The organism is Xenorhabdus khoisanae (genome assembly GCF_001037465.1).
GTDB lineage: Bacteria > Pseudomonadota > Gammaproteobacteria > Enterobacterales > Enterobacteriaceae > Xenorhabdus > Xenorhabdus khoisanae.
The window spans coordinates 1-20,816 of sequence record NZ_LFCV01000044.1; the positions used below are offsets into that span (position 1 = coordinate 1).

Sequence of the window (20,816 nt, forward strand, 5' to 3'; positions counted from 1 at the left end):
GGTAATAACTATTAGCCAATAATACTAATTTTGGATGTGTTTTTATGTCGTGTTATTTTTAGCTAGATGATTAACTTGTTTTTTATTATTTGGTTTATTAAATATTTTACAAAACAAACAGATAGTGATTCTTTTAGAGCGAAAAAGTAATAAATTTCAGTGAATTTATCTGTTTATAGATCTATCTGAATGAAAAATATAAATAAAATAATTTTGTTATGAAAAAATAAAAATAATCGTTGTCAATGATCACAGAAAGTGGTAACTCTTAAATATACGTCAAGCATACGAGTTAAAACGAACAAAATTATGAACACATTTGTCCTAGTGATTAGCCTAATTATTGTGAGCGTGGTGGTGATTATTCCACCGTGCGGGGCTGCACTTGGACGAATGAAGGCTTAGACAGAAAAATAGCCGGATTCAAAAAAGGCCCCCGCACCGAAAGGCGCGGGGGCCTTTTTTTTGGCACGATTTTTGGCACCTGACAACGACATAACACAACATCACAACAGCCAATTGCAAGGTAAACATAACAGGGGAGATGGCAATGAACGGGGCACAATCGGTTATAGAAGCATTACGAACGCAGGGAATTGAAAAAGTTTTTGGTTATCCCGGCGGGGCTATTATGCCGGTTTATGATGCGCTGTATGACGGTGGAATTGAGCACGTGTTATGCCGTCATGAACAAGGTGCTGTCATGGCAGCAATCGGCTATGCCAGAGCAAGTGGTAAGCCAGGAGTCTGCATCGCGACATCAGGGCCGGGTGCAACAAATTTAATCACGGGGTTAGCTGACGCATTGCTGGATTCTGTTCCTGTTGTGGCGATTACCGGTCAGGTGAGTTCTGAATTTATAGGGACGGATGCCTTTCAGGAAATCGATATGTTGGGAATGTCCCTGTCCTGCACAAAACACAGTTTTCTTGTGGATTCACTGGAAAAATTACCCCAAATAATGGCTGATGCTTTTACGATTGCCATGAGTGGACGTCCCGGCCCTGTTTTAGTTGATTTACCGAAAGATATCCAGCTGGCTCAGGGTGATTTTGCTCCGTATCTGGTGTCAGACTTATCAGACTCGCCAACATTTCCATTCCCCGAGCAAGAGCTGGATCAGGCTCGTCAACTGTTGGCGTTATCGAGCAAACCTGTCTTGTACGTAGGCGGAGGGGTTGGAATGTCTGGTGCCGTTCCTGAATTACGCAGTTTTGTTGCAGAAACAGGAATACCTGTCGTTTCCACCTTGAAAGGCTTAGGTGCTGCGGATCCTGAACATGAGTGCTACTTGGGCATGTTAGGGATGCACGGAACCAAAGCGGCCAATTTTGCTGTTCAATCCTGTGATTTATTAATTGCCGTTGGTGCTCGTTTCGATGATCGCGTAACAGGAAAGCTGAATACCTTTGCTCCTCATGCCAAAGTGATCCACTTAGATATTGATCCTGCTGAGTTCAATAAATTACGTCAAACCCATGTTTCATTATTGGGTGATTTAAAAATATTGTTACCTCAGTTACAGCAATCTGTCTCAATTCAGGACTGGCAGCAAGAAATCAAGCAATTAAAAAATGATCATGCATGGCGTTATGACTATCAGGGGGAAAGCATTTATGCCCCGCTGTTGTTGAAACAGATTTCGGATCGTGCATCGCCTAATACCGTGGTTACAACCGATGTTGGACAACATCAAATGTGGACTGCCCAGCACATGACATTTAGCCAGCCAGAGAATTTCATCACATCAAGTGGTTTGGGCACGATGGGGTTTGGCATTCCAGCGGCAATTGGTGCTCAGATGGCACGTCCTGAAGATACGGTTATCTGTATATCTGGTGATGGTTCTTTCATGATGAATGTTCAGGAGTTGGGAACAATCAAACGCAAGCAATTACCGGTCAAAATGATCTTATTGGATAACCAGCGATTAGGAATGGTTCGCCAGTGGCAAGAACTGTTTTTTGAAAAACGTTACAGCGAAACGATCTTAACTGATAACCCGGATTTTCTTACGTTGGCACAAGCCTTTGATATTCCAGGGCGAAAAATCACCGATAAAGCGCAAGTAAGTGAAGCTTTGGATGCTTTGTTCAACAGTGATGGCGCTTATTTATTACACGTATCTATTGATGAACTAGAGAATGTCTGGCCATTGGTTCCACCAGGCGCAAGCAACGCCACCATGTTGGAGAAGTCATTATGATGCAGCATCAACTTGCTATTCAGGCAAAGTTTTGTCCTGAAATTTTGGAACGAATTCTGAGAGTTACCCGTCATCGAGGATTTCAGGTACGCGCATTGAATATGGATCACACAACAGATAGTGATAATGTAAGCATTGAACTCACAGTGACCAGTCAGCGTCCCGTTAATTTACTTTTTTCTCAATTGATGAAATTAGTGGATGTTGCTGGTATCGAGATCCAACATAAAAAATCACAATTAATAAGCGCATAGTGCGCAATCGAAGGAAGATTTAGAATGACAAAGCAAGCTGATTATATTTGGTTCAATGGTGAAATGGTGCCTTGGGCTGATGCTAAAGTTCACGTTATGTCTCATGCCCTGCATTATGGCACTTCAATATTTGAAGGTATCCGTTGTTATGATTCTCACAAGGGGCCTGTTGTATTTCGCCATCGTGAACATATGCAACGCTTACGTGACTCAGCCAAAATTTACCGTTTTCCAGTGAGTCAGAGTGTTGATGAGTTAATGGAAGCTTGCCGCGAAACACTTCGCAAAAATAAATTGGTCAGTGCTTACATTCGTCCATTGGTATTTGTTGGTGATGTTGGAATGGGGGTGAATCCTCCCGCTGGCTATAAAACAGATGTCATTATTGCGGCTTTTCCTTGGGGCGCTTATCTCGGAGAAGAAGCGTTGGAGCAAGGCATTGATGCGATGGTTTCGTCATGGAATCGCGTAGCAGCAAATACTATCCCGACGGCAGCGAAAGCAGGGGGTAATTATCTCTCTTCTCTGCTGGTGGGAAGTGAAGCAAGACGTCATGGTTATCAGGAAGGCATTGCTCTGGATGTTAATGGTTATATTTCAGAAGGGGCGGGTGAAAACCTGTTTGAAGTAAAAGATGGAATTCTGTTTACACCGCCATTTACTTCCGCAGCCCTGCCGGGGATCACTCGTGATGCGATTATCAAGTTGGCGCAGGATCTTGGCTTAGAAGTCCGCGAACAGACATTGTCTCGTGAATCACTCTATTTGGCGGATGAAGTATTCATGACCGGAACTGCGGCAGAAATCACGCCAGTTCGTAGTGTAGATGACATTCAGGTTGGTATTGGCAAGTGTGGCCCTATCACCAAAAAAATCCAAAATGCGTTTTTTGGCCTATTTGATGGTACGACAGAAGATAAATGGGGCTGGCTGGACCCGGTTAATCCTTAATAAAAAAATATAACCCCCAACAGGCGGTCGTTCCCCGCCTGTTTTAATTGTTGAAGTTAATTAGATAAGACAGATTTGGGAGTAAAGACAATGCCGAAATATCGTTCTGCTACAACAACACATGGCCGCAATATGGCGGGAGCCCGTGCTTTATGGCGGGCGACAGGTATGACAGACGCCGATTTTGGGAAACCCATCATTGCCGTTGTTAACTCATTCACACAATTCGTGCCGGGCCATGTTCATCTGCGTGATCTCGGCAAGCTGGTGGCAGAACAGATTGAAGCATCAGGGGGAGTGGCGAAAGAATTCAATACCATCGCGGTTGATGATGGTATTGCGATGGGGCATGGCGGCATGCTCTATTCACTGCCTTCGCGTGAATTGATCGCAGACTCGGTGGAATACATGGTCAATGCCCACTGTGCTGATGCCATGGTATGTATTTCTAACTGTGACAAAATTACACCGGGGATGCTTATGGCCTCCCTGCGCCTGAACATTCCGGTTATTTTTGTTTCCGGTGGTCCAATGGAAGCGGGTAAAACACGCTTATCTGATCAGATTATCAAGTTGGATCTGGTTGACGCCATGATTCAGGGGGCCAATCCAAACGTCAGTGATGAACAAAGTGACCAAATCGAACGTTCGGCTTGTCCGACATGCGGTTCTTGCTCTGGCATGTTCACTGCGAACTCAATGAACTGTTTGACTGAAGCATTGGGGCTTTCGCAACCGGGGAATGGTTCACTGCTCGCCACGCATGCAGATCGCAAAAATCTATTCATCAACGCGGGTAAGCGCATTGTTGAATTGACCAAACGTTACTACGAAGAAAATGATGACAGCGCCTTACCACGCAATATTGCAACTAAAGCCGCATTTGAAAATGCCATGACACTGGATATTGCGATGGGCGGTTCGACGAACACTGTTCTGCATTTATTGGCAGCGGCGCAAGAAGGTGAAGTTGATTTCACGATGGCGGATATTGATCGCCTGTCTCGTCAGGTTCCTCATTTATGTAAGGTTGCTCCAAGTACCCAGAAGTACCATATGGAAGATGTACACCGTGCTGGCGGAGTGATTGGTATTCTTGGTGAACTGGATCGTACAGGGCTGCTGCATCGGAATGTAAAAAACGTCTTGGGTTTGGACTTGCCACAAACATTGGCTCAGTACGACATCATGCTGACAGAAGATGAAGGTGTTAAGAGCATGTATGCGGCAGGGCCGGCCGGAATTCGTACTACCCAAGCTTTCTCGCAGGATTGTCGTTGGCCATCGTTGGATAATGACCGTGAGAAAGGTTGTATTCGTGAGCGTGCACATGCTTACAGTCAAGATGGTGGTTTAGCTGTTCTGTTTGGTAATGTTGCTGTGGACGGTTGCATCGTGAAAACGGCGGGGGTGGATGAAGGCAGCTTGATTTTCCGTGGCCCTGCCAAAGTTTATGAGAGTCAGGAAGATGCGGTAGACGCAATTCTGGGTGGAAAAATTGTGGCAGGCGATGTGGTTGTCATTCGCTATGAAGGCCCGAAAGGTGGCCCCGGTATGCAAGAGATGCTCTATCCCACGACCTACTTGAAATCGATGGGGTTAGGCAAAAGCTGCGCGTTGATCACTGATGGCCGTTTTTCGGGAGGTACATCGGGGTTATCCATTGGTCATATCTCCCCAGAAGCGGCAAGTGGCGGTTTGATAGGGCTAATTTATGATGGCGATATCATCAATATTGATATTCCAAACCGTAAAATCCAGTTAGATGTTAGCGAAAAAGAACTTGCTGAACGCACACAGGTTGAATTATCCCGCGGTGATGAGGCGTGGACACCTAAATCCAGAGAACGTCAGGTTTCTTTTGCATTGCGGGCTTATGCTTCGTTGGCGACCAGTGCTGACAAAGGGGCTGTGCGCGATAAGGCTAAGCTGGGGGGTTAATGGTGGCAGTTTATTCTCTTAATTCTGAACCCAAAGGAGCGGAATATCTCAAAGCCGCACTGAGTTCACCAGTTTATGATGTCGCACAAGTTACCCCGTTACAGGAAATGAAAAAAATCTCTGCTCGTTTAAATAATACCATTTTGATTAAACGGGAAGATCGCCAGTCAGTGCACAGTTTCAAATTGCGTGGTGCATACGCGATGATTGCCGGTTTGAAGGAAGAGCAAAAAACCAAAGGCGTAATTACGGCATCGGCGGGAAACCATGCGCAGGGCGTTGCGTTATCGGCCAGTAAGGTTGGTGTAAAATCTATTATCGTGATGCCAATAGCTACAGCGGATATTAAAGTTGATGCAGTACGCGGTTTTGGTGGGGAAGTGCTGTTATACGGTGCAAATTTCGATGAAGCGAAAGCAAAAGCGATCGAAATGGCAAAAGAGCATGGCTACACCTTTGTTCCCCCGTTTGACCATCCTACAGTGATCGCGGGTCAGGCAACTTTGGCGATGGAATTGTTGCAGCAGGATGTTTACCTTGACCGCATCTTTGTTCCTGTTGGTGGAGGGGGGTTAATTGCGGGGGTCGCAGTTCTTATCAAACAACTTGTACCTGAAATGAAAGTTATAGGCGTGGAAGCTGAAGACTCTGCTTGTCTGAAAGCCGCGCTGGAAGCTGGGCATCCGGTTGATTTACCAAGGGTTGGATTATTTGCGGAAGGTGTAGCAGTTAAACGTATTGGCGATGAAACATTCCGTTTATGCCAGCAATATGTTGACGATGTCATTACGGTAGACAGTGATGCCATTTGCGCCGCCATGAAAGATATTTTCGAAGATGTCAGGGCGATTGCCGAGCCTTCTGGGGCGCTGGCATTGGCGGGATTGAAGAAATATGTTCAGCAACATCAGATTCAAGGAGAGCGGTTAGCGCATATTCTTTCTGGTGCCAACGTGAATTTTCATGGTCTGCGTTATGTTTCAGAGCGCTGTGAGCTGGGAGAACAACGTGAAGCTTTGCTGGCGGTCACTATTCCTGAACAAAAGGGCAGTTTCCTGAATTTTTGCCAAATATTGGGACCCCGTGTTGTGACAGAATTCAGCTATCGTTACTCGGACTCTACCGATCCAAGCAAAGCCTGTATTTTTGTCGGTATCAGATTAAGTCGTGGAAGTGCTGAACGTCGTGAAATCATTGAAGAACTAAAAGCATCGGAATATCAGGTAGCTGATTTTACCGATGATGAAATGGCGAAACTGCACGTCCGCTACATGATAGGCGGCAGGCCATCCAAGCCATTGCAGGAGCGATTATTTAGTTTTGCTTTTCCTGAATCTCCGGGGGCGTTGCTGAAATTTTTGCAAACATTGGGTACTCACTGGAATATCACCCTGTTCCATTATCGTAGCCACGGCACAGACTATGGACGTGTACTGGCTGCTTTTGAGCTTTCAGGCTCGGAGTTATGCTTTGATCGCCATTTAGATGAATTGGGCTATGAATATCATGATGAAACAGAAAATTCCTCATTTAAATTATTTTTGACTTAAGCAATTACAAGATAGCCCCCTTTTGGGGGTTATTTGCTGATTTTACTCTTTATTTTTACTCCTTATTTTTATTTCTATGCTTTTTATCTGTGGTGGTTGGGTGGGCCAGCCAAATTAGCAAGAGCATGATCAGGAAAAGAAAGGCGAATAACCAATAAATTTCATTGGCAGCAATAATCAGCCCCTGATTAGTGATTTCGTGTGCCAATTTACTACTGATCTGAGCATGTGACAGGCCAAATTGCTGCATATTTTCATAGGCTTGGGTTGCAATGGGATTATAGGGGCTTACTGCTTGTGTAAGTTGGACATGGTGAACTGACTCACGGTTCGACCAAATAGTTGTTGTGATAGAGGTTCCCACCGATGTTGCCAGAGTGCGCAGGAAGTTGAATAAGCTCACCGCAGAGGCAATTTTATCAGGTTTAATATCGGATAGGATGATGGCGTTAAGCGGCATAATCAGGCAGGCGATGGCGAATCCTTGCATAAATTGAGGCCAGGCTGCGGCGGCAAAATCCATAGAGCGTTCGAAAGTATAAGCCCGCCAGAAGAAGCACAAAGTAAAAACAATAAAGCTGAACATCACCAAATAGCGCATATCGATTTTTGAACCAAGACGACCAATAAGTGGTGCAAGAATGATTGGCATGATACCCAAAGGTGCCAGAACTAATCCTGCCCAAGTTGCGGTGTAGCCAAATACCATCTGTAATAGCTGAGGTTGCAGAACAAGCGTCCCGATGTGAAGCAAAAACGCCAGACTGATACACACTGTCCCAATCGTAAAATTACGGGATTTAAATAACGATAAATCAATGATGGGGGAGTTATCAGTTAGCTCCCAGATAATCAGAAAAGTGAGGCAAACTACGGCGATGACGGCCAATGTAATAATTTCTGATGAGCTAAACCAATCAAGCTCTTTCCCGCGGTCAAGCAACAACTGAAAGCAACCAACACCCGCAATCAATAAAATCAACCCTACCGCGTTAATCGGGCTCGTTTCTGTTTTCGTTTCCCGATCCTTGAGTAACATCCAGGCGATAGCAACAACCGCCAAACCGAATGGAATATTAATCAAAAATATCCAACCCCAATGATAACTATCACTGAGCCAACCGCCGAGAATAGGGCCACAGACAGGAGCAACCACGATAGTCATCGACCACATCGCCAATGCCATATTGCGTTTTGGCTGGGGATAGTTATTCAGTAATAAACTTTGTGAAAGAGGCATAATTGGGCCTGCGGCAACGCCTTGTACAACGCGTGATAAAATCAGCATTTCCAGACTATTGGATATGCCGCATAACCAGGATGCGATAATAAATAAAATCGTTGATGCTAAAAAGACACGAACCTCACCGAACCGTTTTGCCAGCCAACCGGTTAATGGAATGGAAATCGCATTGGCAACGGCAAACGAAGTAATTACCCAAGTCCCTTGAGAAGTGGAAGAACCCAGATCACCGGCAATGGTCGATATTGCAACGTTAGCAATTGTCAGATCCAGTATTTGCAAAAAAGCAGCCAGTGCCAGAGCCAGTGTCAACCAGCCCAGTTTGACTCCCGATAATGGTTCATGTGACATATTGTCCTCATCCTTTGCTGGTATTCATCGAAATAATGTCACTAATCAACGACTCAACTTCTCCTGTGTCGTAAGACAAAACATCGGTTTTATACACGATCCCTTGGCGAGGTACTTTGGCGAGGACTATGCCGTCTTGATTTCTGGTATCAATGGAGGCGTGCATAGATAATCCGATGCGCAATGGGTAATCAATGAGTTGTTGTGATTCCAGAGTAATTCGGACAGGCAGTCGTTGGACGACTTTTATCCAGTTTCCAGTGGCATTTTGAGCCGGTAATAAAGAAAAGGCACTGCCCGTCCCCATATCCAAACCGACAACCTTACCTGTATAAGAAATGTCACTACCGTAAAAATCGCTGGTTAATGTTACAGGTTGACCGATGCGAACATGAGTAAGCTGGACTTCTTTGAAGTTTGCTTCCACCCAAAGCTGGTCAGCAGGAACGATAACCATGAGAGGAGTGCCATTTTTAATTTGTGATCCTACTTGTACATTGCGACGAGACACATAACCTGTGACGGGGGCGACAATTCGGGTGCGCTGTAAGGTTAACCAAGCATCCCGGAGCTGGGTTGCCGCCAGTTTAATAGGGGGTTGATGTTTCAGTGGTGTGTTGATAACCATTGCCTTGTTGGCATGATATTGTTGCTGCGCAAAACGCAGTTCAGACTTTGCCATCTGGACATTATTACGGGCATGGATCAGGCTTTCTTTAGCGATGGCACCCGTTACTCCTAAATGTTCACGTCGTTTTAGATCATCTATTGCCTGCTGCAACTTAGTCTGTTTCAGGTCGATATTGGCTCGCAATTTCTCATTATCAATCATGACCTGATGAGTTTGCCGGACACTATTGGCAAGTACATTTTTTGCCCGCTCCAAAGCGTGCTCAGCATCAATGGCATTCAAGCTCACCAAAATATCGCCCTGACGGACAAAATCAGTATTGTCAGCATGAATACTTGTTACGCTACCTGAAATCTGTGCCATTACCTGTACTTGGTTGCCAACAACATAAGCATCTTCGGTTATTTGATAATGGCGCAGCACAGTAAACCAATAGGTGAGATAACCTAAGCCCGCAGAGGCAAATAACAGGGTTGCAAGAAGCAGAGCCAGTTTACGTTTTGATTTTTTATCTGTAATTACTGACGATTTCGGCATTATTTTTTCCACCATTTTTTATCATCACAACTCGAAAATAGCGTTATTTATGTTTACCTGGTGTTGGTTTTCAAAATGAGCTTAATGGAGAGGTAGATTAGTGGTGGGGGAAATTTTTTAATTGAATAAACTGGCTATCTTATCGTTTTTTCGAAGAAACCTTTCTGAGGCAAATATCAGAAAAAGCAATGCTGGCGTTTTTCAATTCAGAAGGGCTGAATCCATATAACATCACTCCTGTTCGGCTAAAATGCGCACTATCAGAAAATCCGCTATGGGAAGCTAATAGCGTCAATGAATCTGGTGAGTTTATTTTTTCAAGTGCGTGATGGAAGCGTTTCCACAATAAATAACCACGGAAATTTGTTCCCATTTCCTGTCGGAATAAATGCAAAAATCGGCTTTCTGAAAGAAAGAGATGACCTGATATTTTACTGGAAGAGATGCTTTTAACGGGTAATTCAGTAATAAGCGTCGTCGCTTTTATAATTCGTGTATCCTGAGAACAATGGCAGTCATCTATGTCATTCAACCCTATGTCATTCAACCCTATGTCATTCAAACAATTGCTTAGGACAAGAATGTCTGGTGGTACGTCTGATTGTAAGCAATGGATGAAATAATCTGCGATTAAACGAGCGGAGTCTGGTTTGAGATAGATAATGTCGGCATTTTTAATTTGATGTAACAGCAAATGATATAAGGGATGAGCGGGGTCTATCAGGAAATTGAAACAGGATTTATTTTCAGAATGTAATTTATGTTTAATATTGCTGGCGATAATAAAGCCATAGACTTGCTGTGATCCGTGTTCAGTATCAATTTTCATTTGTGAATAATCGTATGAAACACTCAATTGGATACAAGGATGGCGATGCCACTCTGTTTTCATATTATGAGAAAGCACTAGGTATTGTTTGTGATATTCATATAACCTGACGGCTTCAAGATGCCTATCTATTTTGCGTCTCATATCGAGTGACCTATTTCCAGATTACAGTCGTTCTCAGGTTACAATAGCTTCCAAAACGCCTTAACTAAAGGGTCGTTTAAACGCTTACTCAGCGCACAAACACCCAATTCAAATGGTTCAACCAGAGAAATATTTTCCAGCAGAGAGATGCGGTTACGTACCGTTTCAGAACTATTTTCGACGACAACCGCAGGTATTAATGCGATCCCACAACCTAATGCTACCATGGAGACAATGGCTTCATGGCCGGAAACCGTTGCGTAAATGACGGGATGCAGGATCTTGTGCCGCCGGAACCAAAGCTCAATGCGCTTACGGGAAGGTCCATGCTCAGGCAGGATAAAAGGAATGTTATTCCAATCGGGAGGAGCCTGTGTCGCCAAGGTTCTCACAGCACAAGGAAGGGAAGGCGCAATCAGCACCAGCGGTATTTCACCTATTTTAGTAAAACTAACATTATCAGGCAGTTTCTCAGGCTTGCCCGCAATACCCAAATCAGCAGCATCAGATTGGACTCTATCCACGGCATCAGCCGCATCCCCTGTTGTCAGTTTTATTTCCACCAAAGGATGTTCAGCCCGGAATTTATCTAATACTTGTGGCAAATGGCTATATGCCGCAGTCACTGAACAAAACAGACGTAACTCCCCTGTTAGTGATGGACTTTGATGGTTTAACGAGTGCTGTAGTTGTTTATATTGCAGGAGTGTTTGTTGAGCAAATTGCCTTAACTGTTCACCGGCTGTGGTCAGTTTTACCGTTCGGTTATCGCGTAGAAAAAGTGGATGCCCCAATAATTCTTCAAGGCGCTGGATCTGGCGTGAAAGTGTGGATGGGCTGACGTGCATAGCCTTGGCAGTGCGTCCAAAGTGACAACTTTCTGCAAGGTGTAAAAACAGTTTTAAATCACGTAGATCCATTGTTTCGCGCCCTTTGCTTAAAGACTTTTTGGTGTAGAAATCACTATTGCATAAATTGCAATATAGTCTTGTTAATATATCAATTTAAGCAATGGCTTGCATGTCATATATTGGCACTATGCAAACAACATCACACCTAATTATAACGGAGTCACCATGGCTAATTATTTTGATACGTTGAACTTGCGCCAGCAATTGGCACAGTTAGGCAAATGTCGTTTTATGGCGCGGGAAGAATTTGCTGACGAGACAGGGTATTTAAAAGACAAGAAAGTGGTGATTGTCGGCTGTGGTGCACAAGGGCTAAACCAAGGTCTTAACATGCGTGATTCGGGTTTGGATATCTCTTATGCCTTGCGTAAAGAAGCAATTGATGAAAAACGTGCATCATGGCGTAAAGCAACCGAAAATGGCTTCAAGGTTGGCACTTATGAAGAATTAATTCCACAAGCCGATTTGGTTATCAACCTGACACCAGACAAACAACACTCAGCGGTGGTTCAGGCTGTTCAGCCCTTGATGAAAGAAGGTGCGGCACTGGGCTATTCCCACGGTTTTAATATCGTTGAAGTGGGTGAGCAGGTACGCAAGGATATCACTGTTGTAATGGTTGCTCCTAAGTGCCCGGGAACGGAAGTTCGCGAAGAATATAAGCGTGGATTTGGTGTTCCTACCCTGATTGCCGTGCATCCAGAAAATGATGCAAAAGGCGAGGGGATGGCGATTGCGAAAGCGTGGGCAGCCGCAACGGGTGGGCATCGCGCAGGTGTTCTGGAATCTTCTTTCGTAGCAGAAGTTAAATCTGATTTGATGGGTGAACAAACCATTTTGTGTGGCATGTTACAGGCAGGTTCTCTGCTGTGTTATGACCAACTGATTGCTGATGGTGCCGAACCAGGTTATGCAGGTAAATTAATTCAGTTTGGCTGGGAAACCATTACCGAAGCCCTGAAACAGGGGGGTATTACACTGATGATGGATCGCCTTTCCAATCCGGCGAAACTGCGTGCCTATGCCCTTTCTGAGCAGCTGAAAACTATTCTGGCTCCGTTGTTCCAAAAACATATGGATGACATCATTTCTGGTGAATTCTCTTCCACAATGATGGCAGACTGGGCGAATGACGATAAAAACCTGCTGACTTGGCGTGAAGAAACTGGCGGGACACCATTCGAAAATTACCCTGATTACCATGGCAACATCAGTGAGCAGGAATACTTTGATCATGGTGTGTTGATGATCGCGATGGTCAAGGCTGGAGTAGAGCTGGCATTTGAAACGATGGTTGATTCCGGCATTATTGCAGAATCAGCTTATTACGAATCTCTGCATGAGCTGCCGTTAATTGCGAACACCATTGCCCGTAAGCGCCTGTATGAAATGAACGTAGTCATTTCCGATACGGCAGAATATGGTAACTACCTGTTCTCTTACGTTGCGGTTCCGCTGCTGAAAGAGAAATTCATGGCGACTCTGCAAGCAGGAGATTTAGGTAAAGCAGTCGCAGATCGTGGTATCGACAATGCCCAACTGCGTGATGTGAATGAAGCGATCCGTAACCATCCGATTGAAACTATCGGTCGTACCCTGCGTGGTTATATGACTGATATGAAACGCATTGCGGTTGGCGGATAATATCAGCCGGCGAAGAAAGTAATATATTCCCTGCCCGAAGTTGTTTCATCGGGCAGGTTGTTCCTTCCATCTTCAGGCAATCATTTGAAATCTACTGGCTATAGGTAATTCTTACAGCTCGAATTGCCGTTTCAGCTCATCAATAGCTTGACGCTGAAATGCTTCAAATCGCTCTTTAGGTTGCTGCAATTGAATATTGTTTAGTAAAGGATCAATGACATCGGTACGAATGCCACTTAATTCCTCCATAACAGCCAATCCACAGAAAGGGACATAGGCTTCGGCATAACCACCTTCGTGAACCATAACTAATTTTCCATGACACAATTCATCCGCTGCCTGTTGTACCTTGCGGGTCATTTCACGGAAACTGTTACTGTGCAGTTGCATCTGTGCGAGAGGATCGAAGGCATTGGCGTCATAGCCACAGGCAACAATAATCAGCTCTGGTTGGTAACGTCGCAATGCAGGAAGCACAATTTGATCCATGGCATAGAGATAACTATTATGCCCAGCACCGGCCATCAATGGGATATTGATATTGAAACCTTCTCCCTTGCCTGCACCGATATCTTCTTCGCCACTATAACCTTCAGGGTAACAACCGTCCTGATGCAGTGAAATAGTCAAAACGTCATCACGCTCCCAGAATATATGCTGTGTGCCATTGCCGTGGTGAACATCCCAGTCAATAACAGCAACCCGGCCTACACCAAGTTGCTCTTTGGCGTACTCAATGGCGAGGGCGATATTGGCAAGGAAACAAAAGCCCATCGCTTTATCCGGCAGGCAGTGGTGTCCGGGAGGACGGGAAAGGCTGTAGGCATTATCTAATTCGCCTTGTAACACGGCTTCTACCGCCGCATAGGTGAGTCCGGCGGACAATTTGGCGATTTCATAGCTACCTTGTCCCATCGTGGCTTCAGATCCTAACATTCCTCCGCCATTATCACTTACGGATTTAAAACGTTGTAAATAATCTTCAGTGTGAACTAGCCTTAACGTTGCATCATCAAGAGGCTCAGCGCTCCGTAGTTGCAGTGAGCGACTTAAACCCGAAACATCCATTAAGCTTTTCATTCTGCGTTTGGTTTCTGGTGATTCAGCATGTCCCGCACTACTGGGGGGTTGTACCCATCCACCAACGGGAAGTACGACGACATGTTGTAACCCGGAATTATGCCAGAAACAGTATTCGTCAAAGAAAAAGCCTGTCTTACGTAACACCATATTACCTCCCTTTTATTGATTTCATGTCAATAAGCGTAGTGATTGTTATAGCACTAATGAGGTTAAACAAACGTTACTTATTTCAATTAATAGACAGTCATCATTTAATTTAAATAAATTCATGGCAATCCTCAGTAAAAAATAATCAAGTTAATTTTCTACGTTACTAAATATTAATAGATAATCATATAAAAAGGCCGATGACGATATTGGTGACGGCTATCCAGCAAGGTAATGAATAATAGATGACTTGGTTATCTGTCTCCCTGTTACGCTTGGGGGTAAGTAAAAAAGTAATAAATAACAGAAAGATGAGTGTGATTGTGATTGTGGCTGTGGCTATGGGCTGGTGTTTATTCCTATGAAGCGTAACAAAGAGAATGCATGTCGATAGAACACCATAAAGCGGCGTTTTTTCCTTGTACAATGAGATCCCAACAATGACATCAAATATGGCAGAAGAGATAGCTAAATATTTATGGGTTAAGAGTATTTGTAATAAGTCCATTTTTCTACTTTTTATTAATCCATTAAAAAATAAAATTCAAAAATAGAATATATCGGCACTTTTTACTCTTTTATCTTGTAATAATTCACTCATGTAAAGAAAACCGCCTCTGAATCTTGCTTTCTGCTACAATTCTGCTTTCTGATCTTTCATCCAGATATCATCTTGAAACAGTATGCGATTAAATCCAAGCCAACAACAAGCGGTTGAATTTGTCACAGGGCCTTGTCTGGTTCTGGCCGGTGCAGGTTCCGGTAAAACCCGCGTGATCACCAATAAAATAGCCCATCTGATCCGCACCTGTGGTTATCAAGCTCGTCAGATTGCTGCGGTGACTTTCACCAATAAGGCGGCACGTGAGATGAAAGAGCGTGTAGCGCAGACTTTAGGCCGCAAGGAAACGAAAGGGCTGACGATCTCAACTTTTCACACTTTGGGCTTGGAGATCGTCAAGCGCGAATACAAAGCGCTGGGCATGAAAAGTAATTTTTCACTGTTTGATGATCAAGATCAGATGGCATTGCTGAAAGATCTTACCGCGGATCTACTGGAAGAAGATAAGGATCTGTTAAAAAAACTTATTTCCTGCATCTCCAACTGGAAGAATGACTTAATGCCGCCAGAGCAGGTAATCAGGACAGCTCGTTCGGCACAAGAACATCAATTTGCAGAGTGTTATCGCCGCTATGATTTGCATCTGAACAGTTGTAACGTGCTTGATTTTGATGACCTGATCACCAAACCGACACTGCTGTTAATGCGTGATGAAGAAGTCAGAGAACGCTGGCAGAATAAAATTCGCTATCTGCTGGTGGATGAATACCAAGATACCAATACGAGCCAGTATCAATTGGTGAAGCTATTGGTTGGGAATCGCGCACGTTTTACGGTAGTTGGTGATGATGATCAATCCATTTATTCATGGCGTGGCGCTCGCCCACAAAATTTGATCCTGCTGAAAGAGGACTTTCCGCAGTTGAATGTCATTAAGCTGGAACAAAATTACCGTTCATCGGGACGAATATTGAAAGCGGCGAACATTCTGATTGCCAACAACCCCCATGTATTTGAGAAAAAACTCTTTTCAGAGTTACATTATGGCGACCCGCTCAGGGTGATAGAAGCGAATAATGAAGATCATGAAGCTGAGCGTGTGGTAGGTGAATTGATCGCTCATCACTTTATCAATAAAACGGAATATAAAGATTACGCGATCCTTTATCGAGGCAATCATCAGTCCCGGATCTTCGAAAAAATGTTGATGCAAAACCGCATTCCTTATCGCATTTCAGGTGGAACGTCGTTCTTTTCCCGACCAGAAATCAAGGACTTGCTCTCTTACCTGCGTGTTCTAACCAATCCTGAAGATGATAGTGCGTTTCTGCGCATCGTTAATACACCACGGCGAGAAATCGGTGCGGTAACGATCCAGAAATTGGGCGAGTGGGCAAATCAACGTAACAAGAGCCTGTATCAGGCCAGTTTTGGCCTTGGTTTGGAACAACATCTGACCGGGCGTGGCTTGGCTGCATTACAGCGTTTCACTCATTGGATGGATGAAATATCCCGTCAGGCGGAGCGTGAGCCACTGCTGGCAGTGAGAGACTTACTGCGTGGTATGGATTACGAAAGCTGGCTATATGAGACTTCGCCCAGCCCAAAAGCGGCTGAAATGAGAATGAAGAACGTCAACCAACTCTTCACCTGGATGAGCGAAATGCTTGAAGGCGATGATTTGAATGATCCAATGACGCTTTCTCAAGTAGTAGCCCGTTTTACATTGCGAGATATGCTGGAGCGGGGAGAGGAAGATGAAGAGCTGGATCAGGTTCAGCTAATGACGTTACATGCTTCTAAGGGATTAGAATTTCCTTATGTATTTCTGGTGGGGATGGAAGAAGGTCTGTTGCCGCACCAAAGCAGCATTGATGAAAACAATATAGAGGAAGAGCGCCGTCTGGCTTATGTCGGCATTACCCGTGCGCAGAGAGAGCTTTTTTTCACATTGAGCAAAGAGCGTCGCCAGTATGGTGAACTCATTCGTCCTGAACCAAGCCGATTCTTGCTGGAATTGCCGCAAGATGACTTGCATTGGCCGAAGGGGAAAAGGGTGATAAGTGCGGAAGAGCGAATGAAACAGGGGCAATCACGCCTTGCGGATATTAAATCGCGTTTGGGGCTTGGGCAAAAAAATGTTGGCAGGTAAGCCACTTGATGAAAACCCTGTATCCGGTATGAATACAGGGTATGGAAATACAGGATTAGCCTAGGCGGGAGTTATTCTGTTCTTCAAGAAACAGCGGCCATTGGACATAACTTTGCCATTTCATTTCCTGCTGCAATGCTTCAGCCCTGAGTGGGTGTTTCATCTGCCATTGGTAGGGGAGGGTGATCATGAGAGTTTCATTTTCTACCCGTAACCGCAAAGCAGGCAAAGAGTCATCTCGCCGACGGCTGGCGAAAATAATTGCGAGGCGCAATAAACGACATAACCGTTGTGCCTGCAATGGTGGTAGAGCATTCTGCTGGCTGAGTGATGCTAAGTCCACAGGACCACTTTGATTTTTCAACAGGGCGGCCAACAGGCGTTTTTGCGCAAGTGTATAACCGGGCAGATCTAAATGGCTAACCAGATAAGCAGAATGCGCTGCTCCCTGACGAAAATCAATGAACAGACCGATTTCATGGAGTAAACATGCACTGCTTAATAATTCGTGGCAGCGTTCATTCAACTCCCAGGGTTTGGCGATTTGCTGGCAAAAGTGTTCGGCCAACTGTCTGACACGTTGTGCTTGTTCAGTATCCAGTTGAAAGCGATGCTGCATATTACGCAGGGTTTTTTCGCGAATATCTTGCTCAATTGGCAAATCCAGCATCCCGTAAACCAAACCTTCACGTAATGCGCCACCTGCCAGTGTCATGCTCTCGATTTTCAATGCCTGAAAAATAGCAATTAAGATTGCCAAACCACTGGGAAAAACCAATGCCCGTTCTAGTGTCAGCCCATCAATTTCCAGTTCTTCCAGCTTGCCGCACTCAATTGCCTGCTGTTTGAGTTGCTGAAGCTTAGGCAGGGTGATCAACTCATCCATGCCCTGAGCAATCATGATTTCCTGCAAAGCCTGTACTGTACCGGAAGCGCCCACGCAAATGTGCCACCCCTGCTCAAGCAGAGTTGTGGCGACGGAACTTAGAATGACATGGGCAGCAGATTCCGCCTTGGCGAAATTTTCTTCTGTCAGGCTGCGATCATTGAAATAACGTTCCAGCCAAGTGACGCAGCCCATTTCAAGACTGCATAGCTGACTGGCCTTAGCCCCGATGCCTGTTACGAGTTCTGTACTGGCACCTCCAATATCCACGACAAGCCGTTGTTCAGGCCCACCTGTGGTGTGGGCAACACCTTGGTAAATCAGGCAAGCCTCTTCTTCACCACTGATGACATTGACAGGACTACTTAATATTGCTGAAGCTTTTCTCACAAACTCATCCGAATTTGCTGCAAGACGCAAGGTTGCTGTAGCAACAACGCGGATCTGCGTGGCAGGAATATCCTGCAAGTATTCGGAAAAAAGGCGGAGGCACTGCCATCCCCGTTCCATTGCCTGCTGCGATAAATGGTTATTTTTATCCAATCCGGCGGCCAGCCTGACTTTGCGTTTGATGCGGGTGACCACTTGAATACTACCGGATATTTCACGGACCACCAGCATGTGGAAACTGTTTGAGCCTAAATCGATAGCGGCATAGAGCGAAGAAGAACTCAGCATAGTATTTTATTCCGGCATGTGTTATTTCAGCATCGTATTATTTCATCATTGCGTCATTTTAGCTTGGGCGATTGCGACTGCGCGTCGGGTTGCCACGGCGCGGCATATTGGTGCGCCGTGGGTGTCCCCCTGAACGGGCGCGGTTACGGCGCTTGGGTACGGGTAAATCTTTCAGCAATGCATCGCTGTTGTATTTGCTGACAGGTATCTGGTGCTGAATATACTCTTCAATAGCAGGTAAGTTCAGCGCGTACTCTTCACATGCCAGGCTGATGGAATGACCACTTTCTCCGGCACGACCAGTCCGGCCAATTCGATGGACATAATCTTCACAGTCATCCGGCAGGTCATAGTTAAAGACATGTGTCACTAAGGGGATATGCAACCCACGAGCGGCAACATCGGTGGCGACCAGAATATCCAGATTGCCCTGACTGAATTCTTCGAGGATCCGCAGGCGCTTTTTCTGTGCAACATCACCCGTCAGCAAACCGACGCGGTGACCATCAGCAGCCAAATGAGCCCAGACGTCTTCACAACGATGTTTGGTGTTGGCAAAAATGATGCAGCGATCAGGCCACTCTTCTTCCAGCAAAGTCTGTAGCAGACGCATTTTTTCTTCATTGGAAGGATAAAACAGCTCTTCCTGAATGCGATGCCCTGTTTTCTGCAAGGGTTCTACTTCCACATATTCAGGATTATTCATTTGTTCGAAGGCCAGTTCACGCACCCGGTAAGACAGCGTTGCAGAAAACAGCAAGTTCATTCTTTCAGTCGCTGCTGGGATCCGGCGGAACAACCAACGGATGTCTTTGATAAAGCCCAGGTCATACATGCGATCGGCTTCATCAAGTACGACAACTTGAATGGCACCAAGCTGGATATGCCCCTGTTTTGTGTAATCGATCAGGCGACCGGTTGTACCAATGACGATATCGACGCCAGATTCTAACACCTTAAGTTGCTTATCATAGCCATCGCCACCATAAGCAAGACCCATTTTCAATCCGGTGACTTCTGCCAGTTCTTCTGCATCAGAATAAATCTGGACAGCCAGTTCGCGGGTAGGAGCCATAATCAGCGCCCTTGGCTGATTGATTTTACGCTCCTTAGCAGCAGGATTAGCCAGTAAATAGTTGAAAGTAGACGTCAGAAATGCCAGCGTCTTGCCTGTTCCGGTTTGTGCTTGCCCCGCAACATCTCGGCCTTCGACAGTAAAAGGCAATGTTAGCGCCTGTATCGGCGTGCAGTTTGAAAACCCTTTTTTATCAAGAGCTTCTAAGATTTTTGGGTGCAATGCGAAGTCGGAAAACTTCTTTTCTGTCAAATGTGTTTTGCTCATAGCGTGGTAGAATATCAGTTAACTATTGCTTTAAGAAAGTGTATCCGCTGAAATAAAGACACCCGTATGTTGGTTAATGTACAGTGATACTGTAAAAGATTTTATTTTTGGAGTAAAAAAATGAGTGCGAATATTACCCATCTGACCGATGCTGGTTTTGAAAACGATGTACTGAAAGCAGAAGGTCTGATCCTCGTTGATTTTTGGGCTGAGTGGTGTGGTCCTTGCAAAATGATTGCCCCTATTCTGGATGAAATTTCTGAAGAATACGCAGGCAAACTGACTATCGCCAAGTTAAACGTTGATGATAACCCAAATACAGCACCAAAATACGGTATTCGCGGTATTCCTACACTGATTTTGTTTAAGAATGGTGAAGTGGCAGCGACAAAAGTGGGAGCTTTGTCAAAAACTCAGTTGAAAGAGTTTTTGGAGCAGTACCTCTAATTTAGAGTCTGGTCACAGTAATTACGGGCGTTTAGCGTATAGAGTGATTTATCCTATTGACCGCTAGACGTCCGCTACGAAGCGTGGTAAGTTAGCGACCACGTGCTTGTATGAAACATTACTTGTATGAAACCTTGCATGAGTGAATTCTTTATTCGATATAAAGGGTTATTGATGCAAAGAGTTGACATTAAGCCTGTTGCATACTAAACAATCTGTAGTGTCTGATAAATCTGTTATTTCTGGATCACCTGAAGTATCTGATAGCATATCGCATTTAGTAAAGTTTCTGAGCCTATATACGGAGCATTCGGTATATAGCTTGGT

General features: G+C 44.9%; 16 protein-coding genes. 9 read left to right on the top strand and 7 right to left on the bottom strand.

Going from position 1 to position 20,816, the window contains the following annotated elements:
- Positions 1-309 precede the first annotated feature (309 nt).
- The 6 genes from ilvL to ilvA all read left to right on the top strand — a co-directional run bounded on the left by ilvL (position 310) and on the right by ilvA (position 6,902).
- The gene (gene ilvL, locus AB204_RS22345) at positions 310-405 is read left to right on the top strand and encodes an ilv operon leader peptide (RefSeq protein WP_099112761.1); all 96 of its coding nucleotides are present in this window, start codon (positions 310-312) and stop codon (positions 403-405) included.
- Positions 406-550: 145 nt separating this feature from the next.
- Positions 551-2,206 (top strand): acetolactate synthase 2 catalytic subunit, encoded by a 1,656-nt coding sequence (ilvG, locus tag AB204_RS07810; RefSeq protein ID WP_047962826.1) that lies wholly within the window; start codon positions 551-553, stop codon positions 2,204-2,206.
- The gene (gene ilvM / locus AB204_RS07815; RefSeq protein ID WP_047962827.1) at positions 2,203-2,460 is read left to right on the top strand and encodes an acetolactate synthase 2 small subunit; all 258 of its coding nucleotides are present in this window, start codon (positions 2,203-2,205) and stop codon (positions 2,458-2,460) included. Before ilvG ends, ilvM begins: the two co-directional genes overlap by 4 nt.
- Positions 2,461-2,484: 24 nt before the next feature.
- Positions 2,485-3,411 carry a branched-chain amino acid transaminase gene (locus tag AB204_RS07820; RefSeq protein WP_047962828.1) on the top strand — a complete coding sequence of 309 codons (927 nt, stop codon included), beginning with the start codon at positions 2,485-2,487 and terminating at the stop codon, positions 3,409-3,411.
- 90 nt (positions 3,412-3,501) lie between these two features.
- The gene (gene ilvD / locus AB204_RS07825; protein ID WP_047962829.1) at positions 3,502-5,352 is read left to right on the top strand and encodes a dihydroxy-acid dehydratase; all 1,851 of its coding nucleotides are present in this window, start codon (positions 3,502-3,504) and stop codon (positions 5,350-5,352) included.
- Complete coding sequence (ilvA, locus tag AB204_RS07830) at positions 5,352-6,902, top strand: threonine ammonia-lyase, biosynthetic (RefSeq protein WP_047962830.1); 1,551 nt, start codon at positions 5,352-5,354, stop codon at positions 6,900-6,902. The genes ilvD and ilvA overlap by 1 nt, the downstream gene beginning before the upstream one ends.
- Before the next feature lie 55 nt (positions 6,903-6,957).
- On the opposite strand, the gene AB204_RS07835 is transcribed toward ilvA, so the two are convergent.
- The 4 genes from AB204_RS07835 to ilvY all read right to left on the bottom strand — a co-directional run bounded on the left by AB204_RS07835 (position 6,958) and on the right by ilvY (position 11,557).
- Positions 6,958-8,496 carry a DHA2 family efflux MFS transporter permease subunit gene (locus AB204_RS07835; RefSeq protein ID WP_047962831.1) on the bottom strand — a complete coding sequence of 513 codons (1,539 nt, stop codon included), beginning with the start codon at positions 8,494-8,496 and terminating at the stop codon, positions 6,958-6,960.
- Between the two features lie 7 nt (positions 8,497-8,503).
- Positions 8,504-9,664: a multidrug efflux MFS transporter periplasmic adaptor subunit EmrA gene (emrA, locus tag AB204_RS07840; protein ID WP_411354710.1), complete on the bottom strand. Its 1,161-nt coding sequence runs from the start codon at positions 9,662-9,664 to the stop codon at positions 8,504-8,506.
- 139 nt (positions 9,665-9,803) lie between these two features.
- On the bottom strand, positions 9,804-10,637 hold the full coding sequence (locus AB204_RS07845; RefSeq protein ID WP_047962833.1) for a helix-turn-helix domain-containing protein: 834 nt from the start codon (positions 10,635-10,637) through the stop codon (positions 9,804-9,806).
- 38 nt (positions 10,638-10,675) lie between these two features.
- Positions 10,676-11,557, bottom strand: coding sequence for an HTH-type transcriptional activator IlvY (gene ilvY / locus AB204_RS07850; protein WP_047962834.1), 882 nt, complete (start codon positions 11,555-11,557; stop codon positions 10,676-10,678).
- Positions 11,558-11,713: 156 nt separating this feature from the next.
- Here ilvY and ilvC point away from each other — a divergent pair, with 156 nt between their 5' ends.
- Positions 11,714-13,192, top strand: a complete 1,479-nt coding sequence (ilvC, locus tag AB204_RS07855; protein ID WP_047962835.1) for a ketol-acid reductoisomerase — start codon at positions 11,714-11,716, stop codon at positions 13,190-13,192.
- A gap of 111 nt (positions 13,193-13,303) precedes the next feature.
- Here the strand turns inward: ilvC and AB204_RS07860 are convergent, their stop codons facing one another.
- Positions 13,304-14,419, bottom strand: a complete 1,116-nt coding sequence (locus tag AB204_RS07860) for a class II histone deacetylase (protein ID WP_047962858.1) — start codon at positions 14,417-14,419, stop codon at positions 13,304-13,306.
- A 686-nt stretch (positions 14,420-15,105) separates the two neighbouring features.
- On the opposite strand from AB204_RS07860, the gene rep reads away from it, so the two are divergent.
- A complete protein-coding gene (gene rep, locus AB204_RS07870; RefSeq protein WP_047962837.1) occupies positions 15,106-17,136 on the top strand; it encodes a DNA helicase Rep in 2,031 nt (676 codons plus the stop codon).
- A 55-nt stretch (positions 17,137-17,191) separates the two neighbouring features.
- Here rep and gppA read toward each other — a convergent pair whose 3' ends face one another.
- Together gppA and rhlB are read right to left on the bottom strand one after the other, a co-directional pair.
- Complete coding sequence (gppA, locus tag AB204_RS07875; RefSeq protein WP_047962838.1) at positions 17,192-18,700, bottom strand: guanosine-5'-triphosphate,3'-diphosphate diphosphatase; 1,509 nt, start codon at positions 18,698-18,700, stop codon at positions 17,192-17,194.
- 58 nt (positions 18,701-18,758) lie between these two features.
- A complete protein-coding gene (gene rhlB, locus AB204_RS07880; protein ID WP_047962839.1) occupies positions 18,759-20,042 on the bottom strand; it encodes an ATP-dependent RNA helicase RhlB in 1,284 nt (427 codons plus the stop codon).
- A gap of 120 nt (positions 20,043-20,162) precedes the next feature.
- Here rhlB and trxA point away from each other — a divergent pair, with 120 nt between their 5' ends.
- Positions 20,163-20,489 (top strand): thioredoxin TrxA, encoded by a 327-nt coding sequence (gene trxA / locus AB204_RS07885; RefSeq protein ID WP_047962840.1) that lies wholly within the window; start codon positions 20,163-20,165, stop codon positions 20,487-20,489.
- Positions 20,490-20,816 lie beyond the last annotated feature (327 nt).

Excerpts from the sequence above, each read along its gene's own strand:
- AB204_RS07835 (WP_047962831.1), bottom strand. The coding sequence starts at position 8,496 with ATGTCACATGAACCATTATCGGGAGTCAAACTGGGCTGGTTGACACTG.
- rep (WP_047962837.1), top strand. The coding sequence starts at position 15,106 with ATGCGATTAAATCCAAGCCAACAACAAGCGGTTGAATTTGTCACAGGG.
- AB204_RS07845 (WP_047962833.1), bottom strand. The coding sequence starts at position 10,637 with ATGAGACGCAAAATAGATAGGCATCTTGAAGCCGTCAGGTTATATGAA.
- ilvL (WP_099112761.1), top strand. The coding sequence starts at position 310 with ATGAACACATTTGTCCTAGTGATTAGCCTAATTATTGTGAGCGTGGTG.
- ilvA (WP_047962830.1), top strand. The coding sequence starts at position 5,352 with ATGGTGGCAGTTTATTCTCTTAATTCTGAACCCAAAGGAGCGGAATAT.
- trxA (WP_047962840.1), top strand. The coding sequence starts at position 20,163 with ATGAGTGCGAATATTACCCATCTGACCGATGCTGGTTTTGAAAACGAT.
- emrA (WP_411354710.1), bottom strand. The coding sequence starts at position 9,664 with ATGCCGAAATCGTCAGTAATTACAGATAAAAAATCAAAACGTAAACTG.
- ilvM (WP_047962827.1), top strand. The coding sequence starts at position 2,203 with ATGATGCAGCATCAACTTGCTATTCAGGCAAAGTTTTGTCCTGAAATT.
- ilvC (WP_047962835.1), top strand. The coding sequence starts at position 11,714 with ATGGCTAATTATTTTGATACGTTGAACTTGCGCCAGCAATTGGCACAG.
- rhlB (WP_047962839.1), bottom strand. The coding sequence starts at position 20,042 with ATGAGCAAAACACATTTGACAGAAAAGAAGTTTTCCGACTTCGCATTG.
- gppA (WP_047962838.1), bottom strand. The coding sequence starts at position 18,700 with ATGCTGAGTTCTTCTTCGCTCTATGCCGCTATCGATTTAGGCTCAAAC.
- ilvG (WP_047962826.1), top strand. The coding sequence starts at position 551 with ATGAACGGGGCACAATCGGTTATAGAAGCATTACGAACGCAGGGAATT.
- ilvD (WP_047962829.1), top strand. The coding sequence starts at position 3,502 with ATGCCGAAATATCGTTCTGCTACAACAACACATGGCCGCAATATGGCG.
- AB204_RS07820 (WP_047962828.1), top strand. The coding sequence starts at position 2,485 with ATGACAAAGCAAGCTGATTATATTTGGTTCAATGGTGAAATGGTGCCT.
- ilvY (WP_047962834.1), bottom strand. The coding sequence starts at position 11,557 with ATGGATCTACGTGATTTAAAACTGTTTTTACACCTTGCAGAAAGTTGT.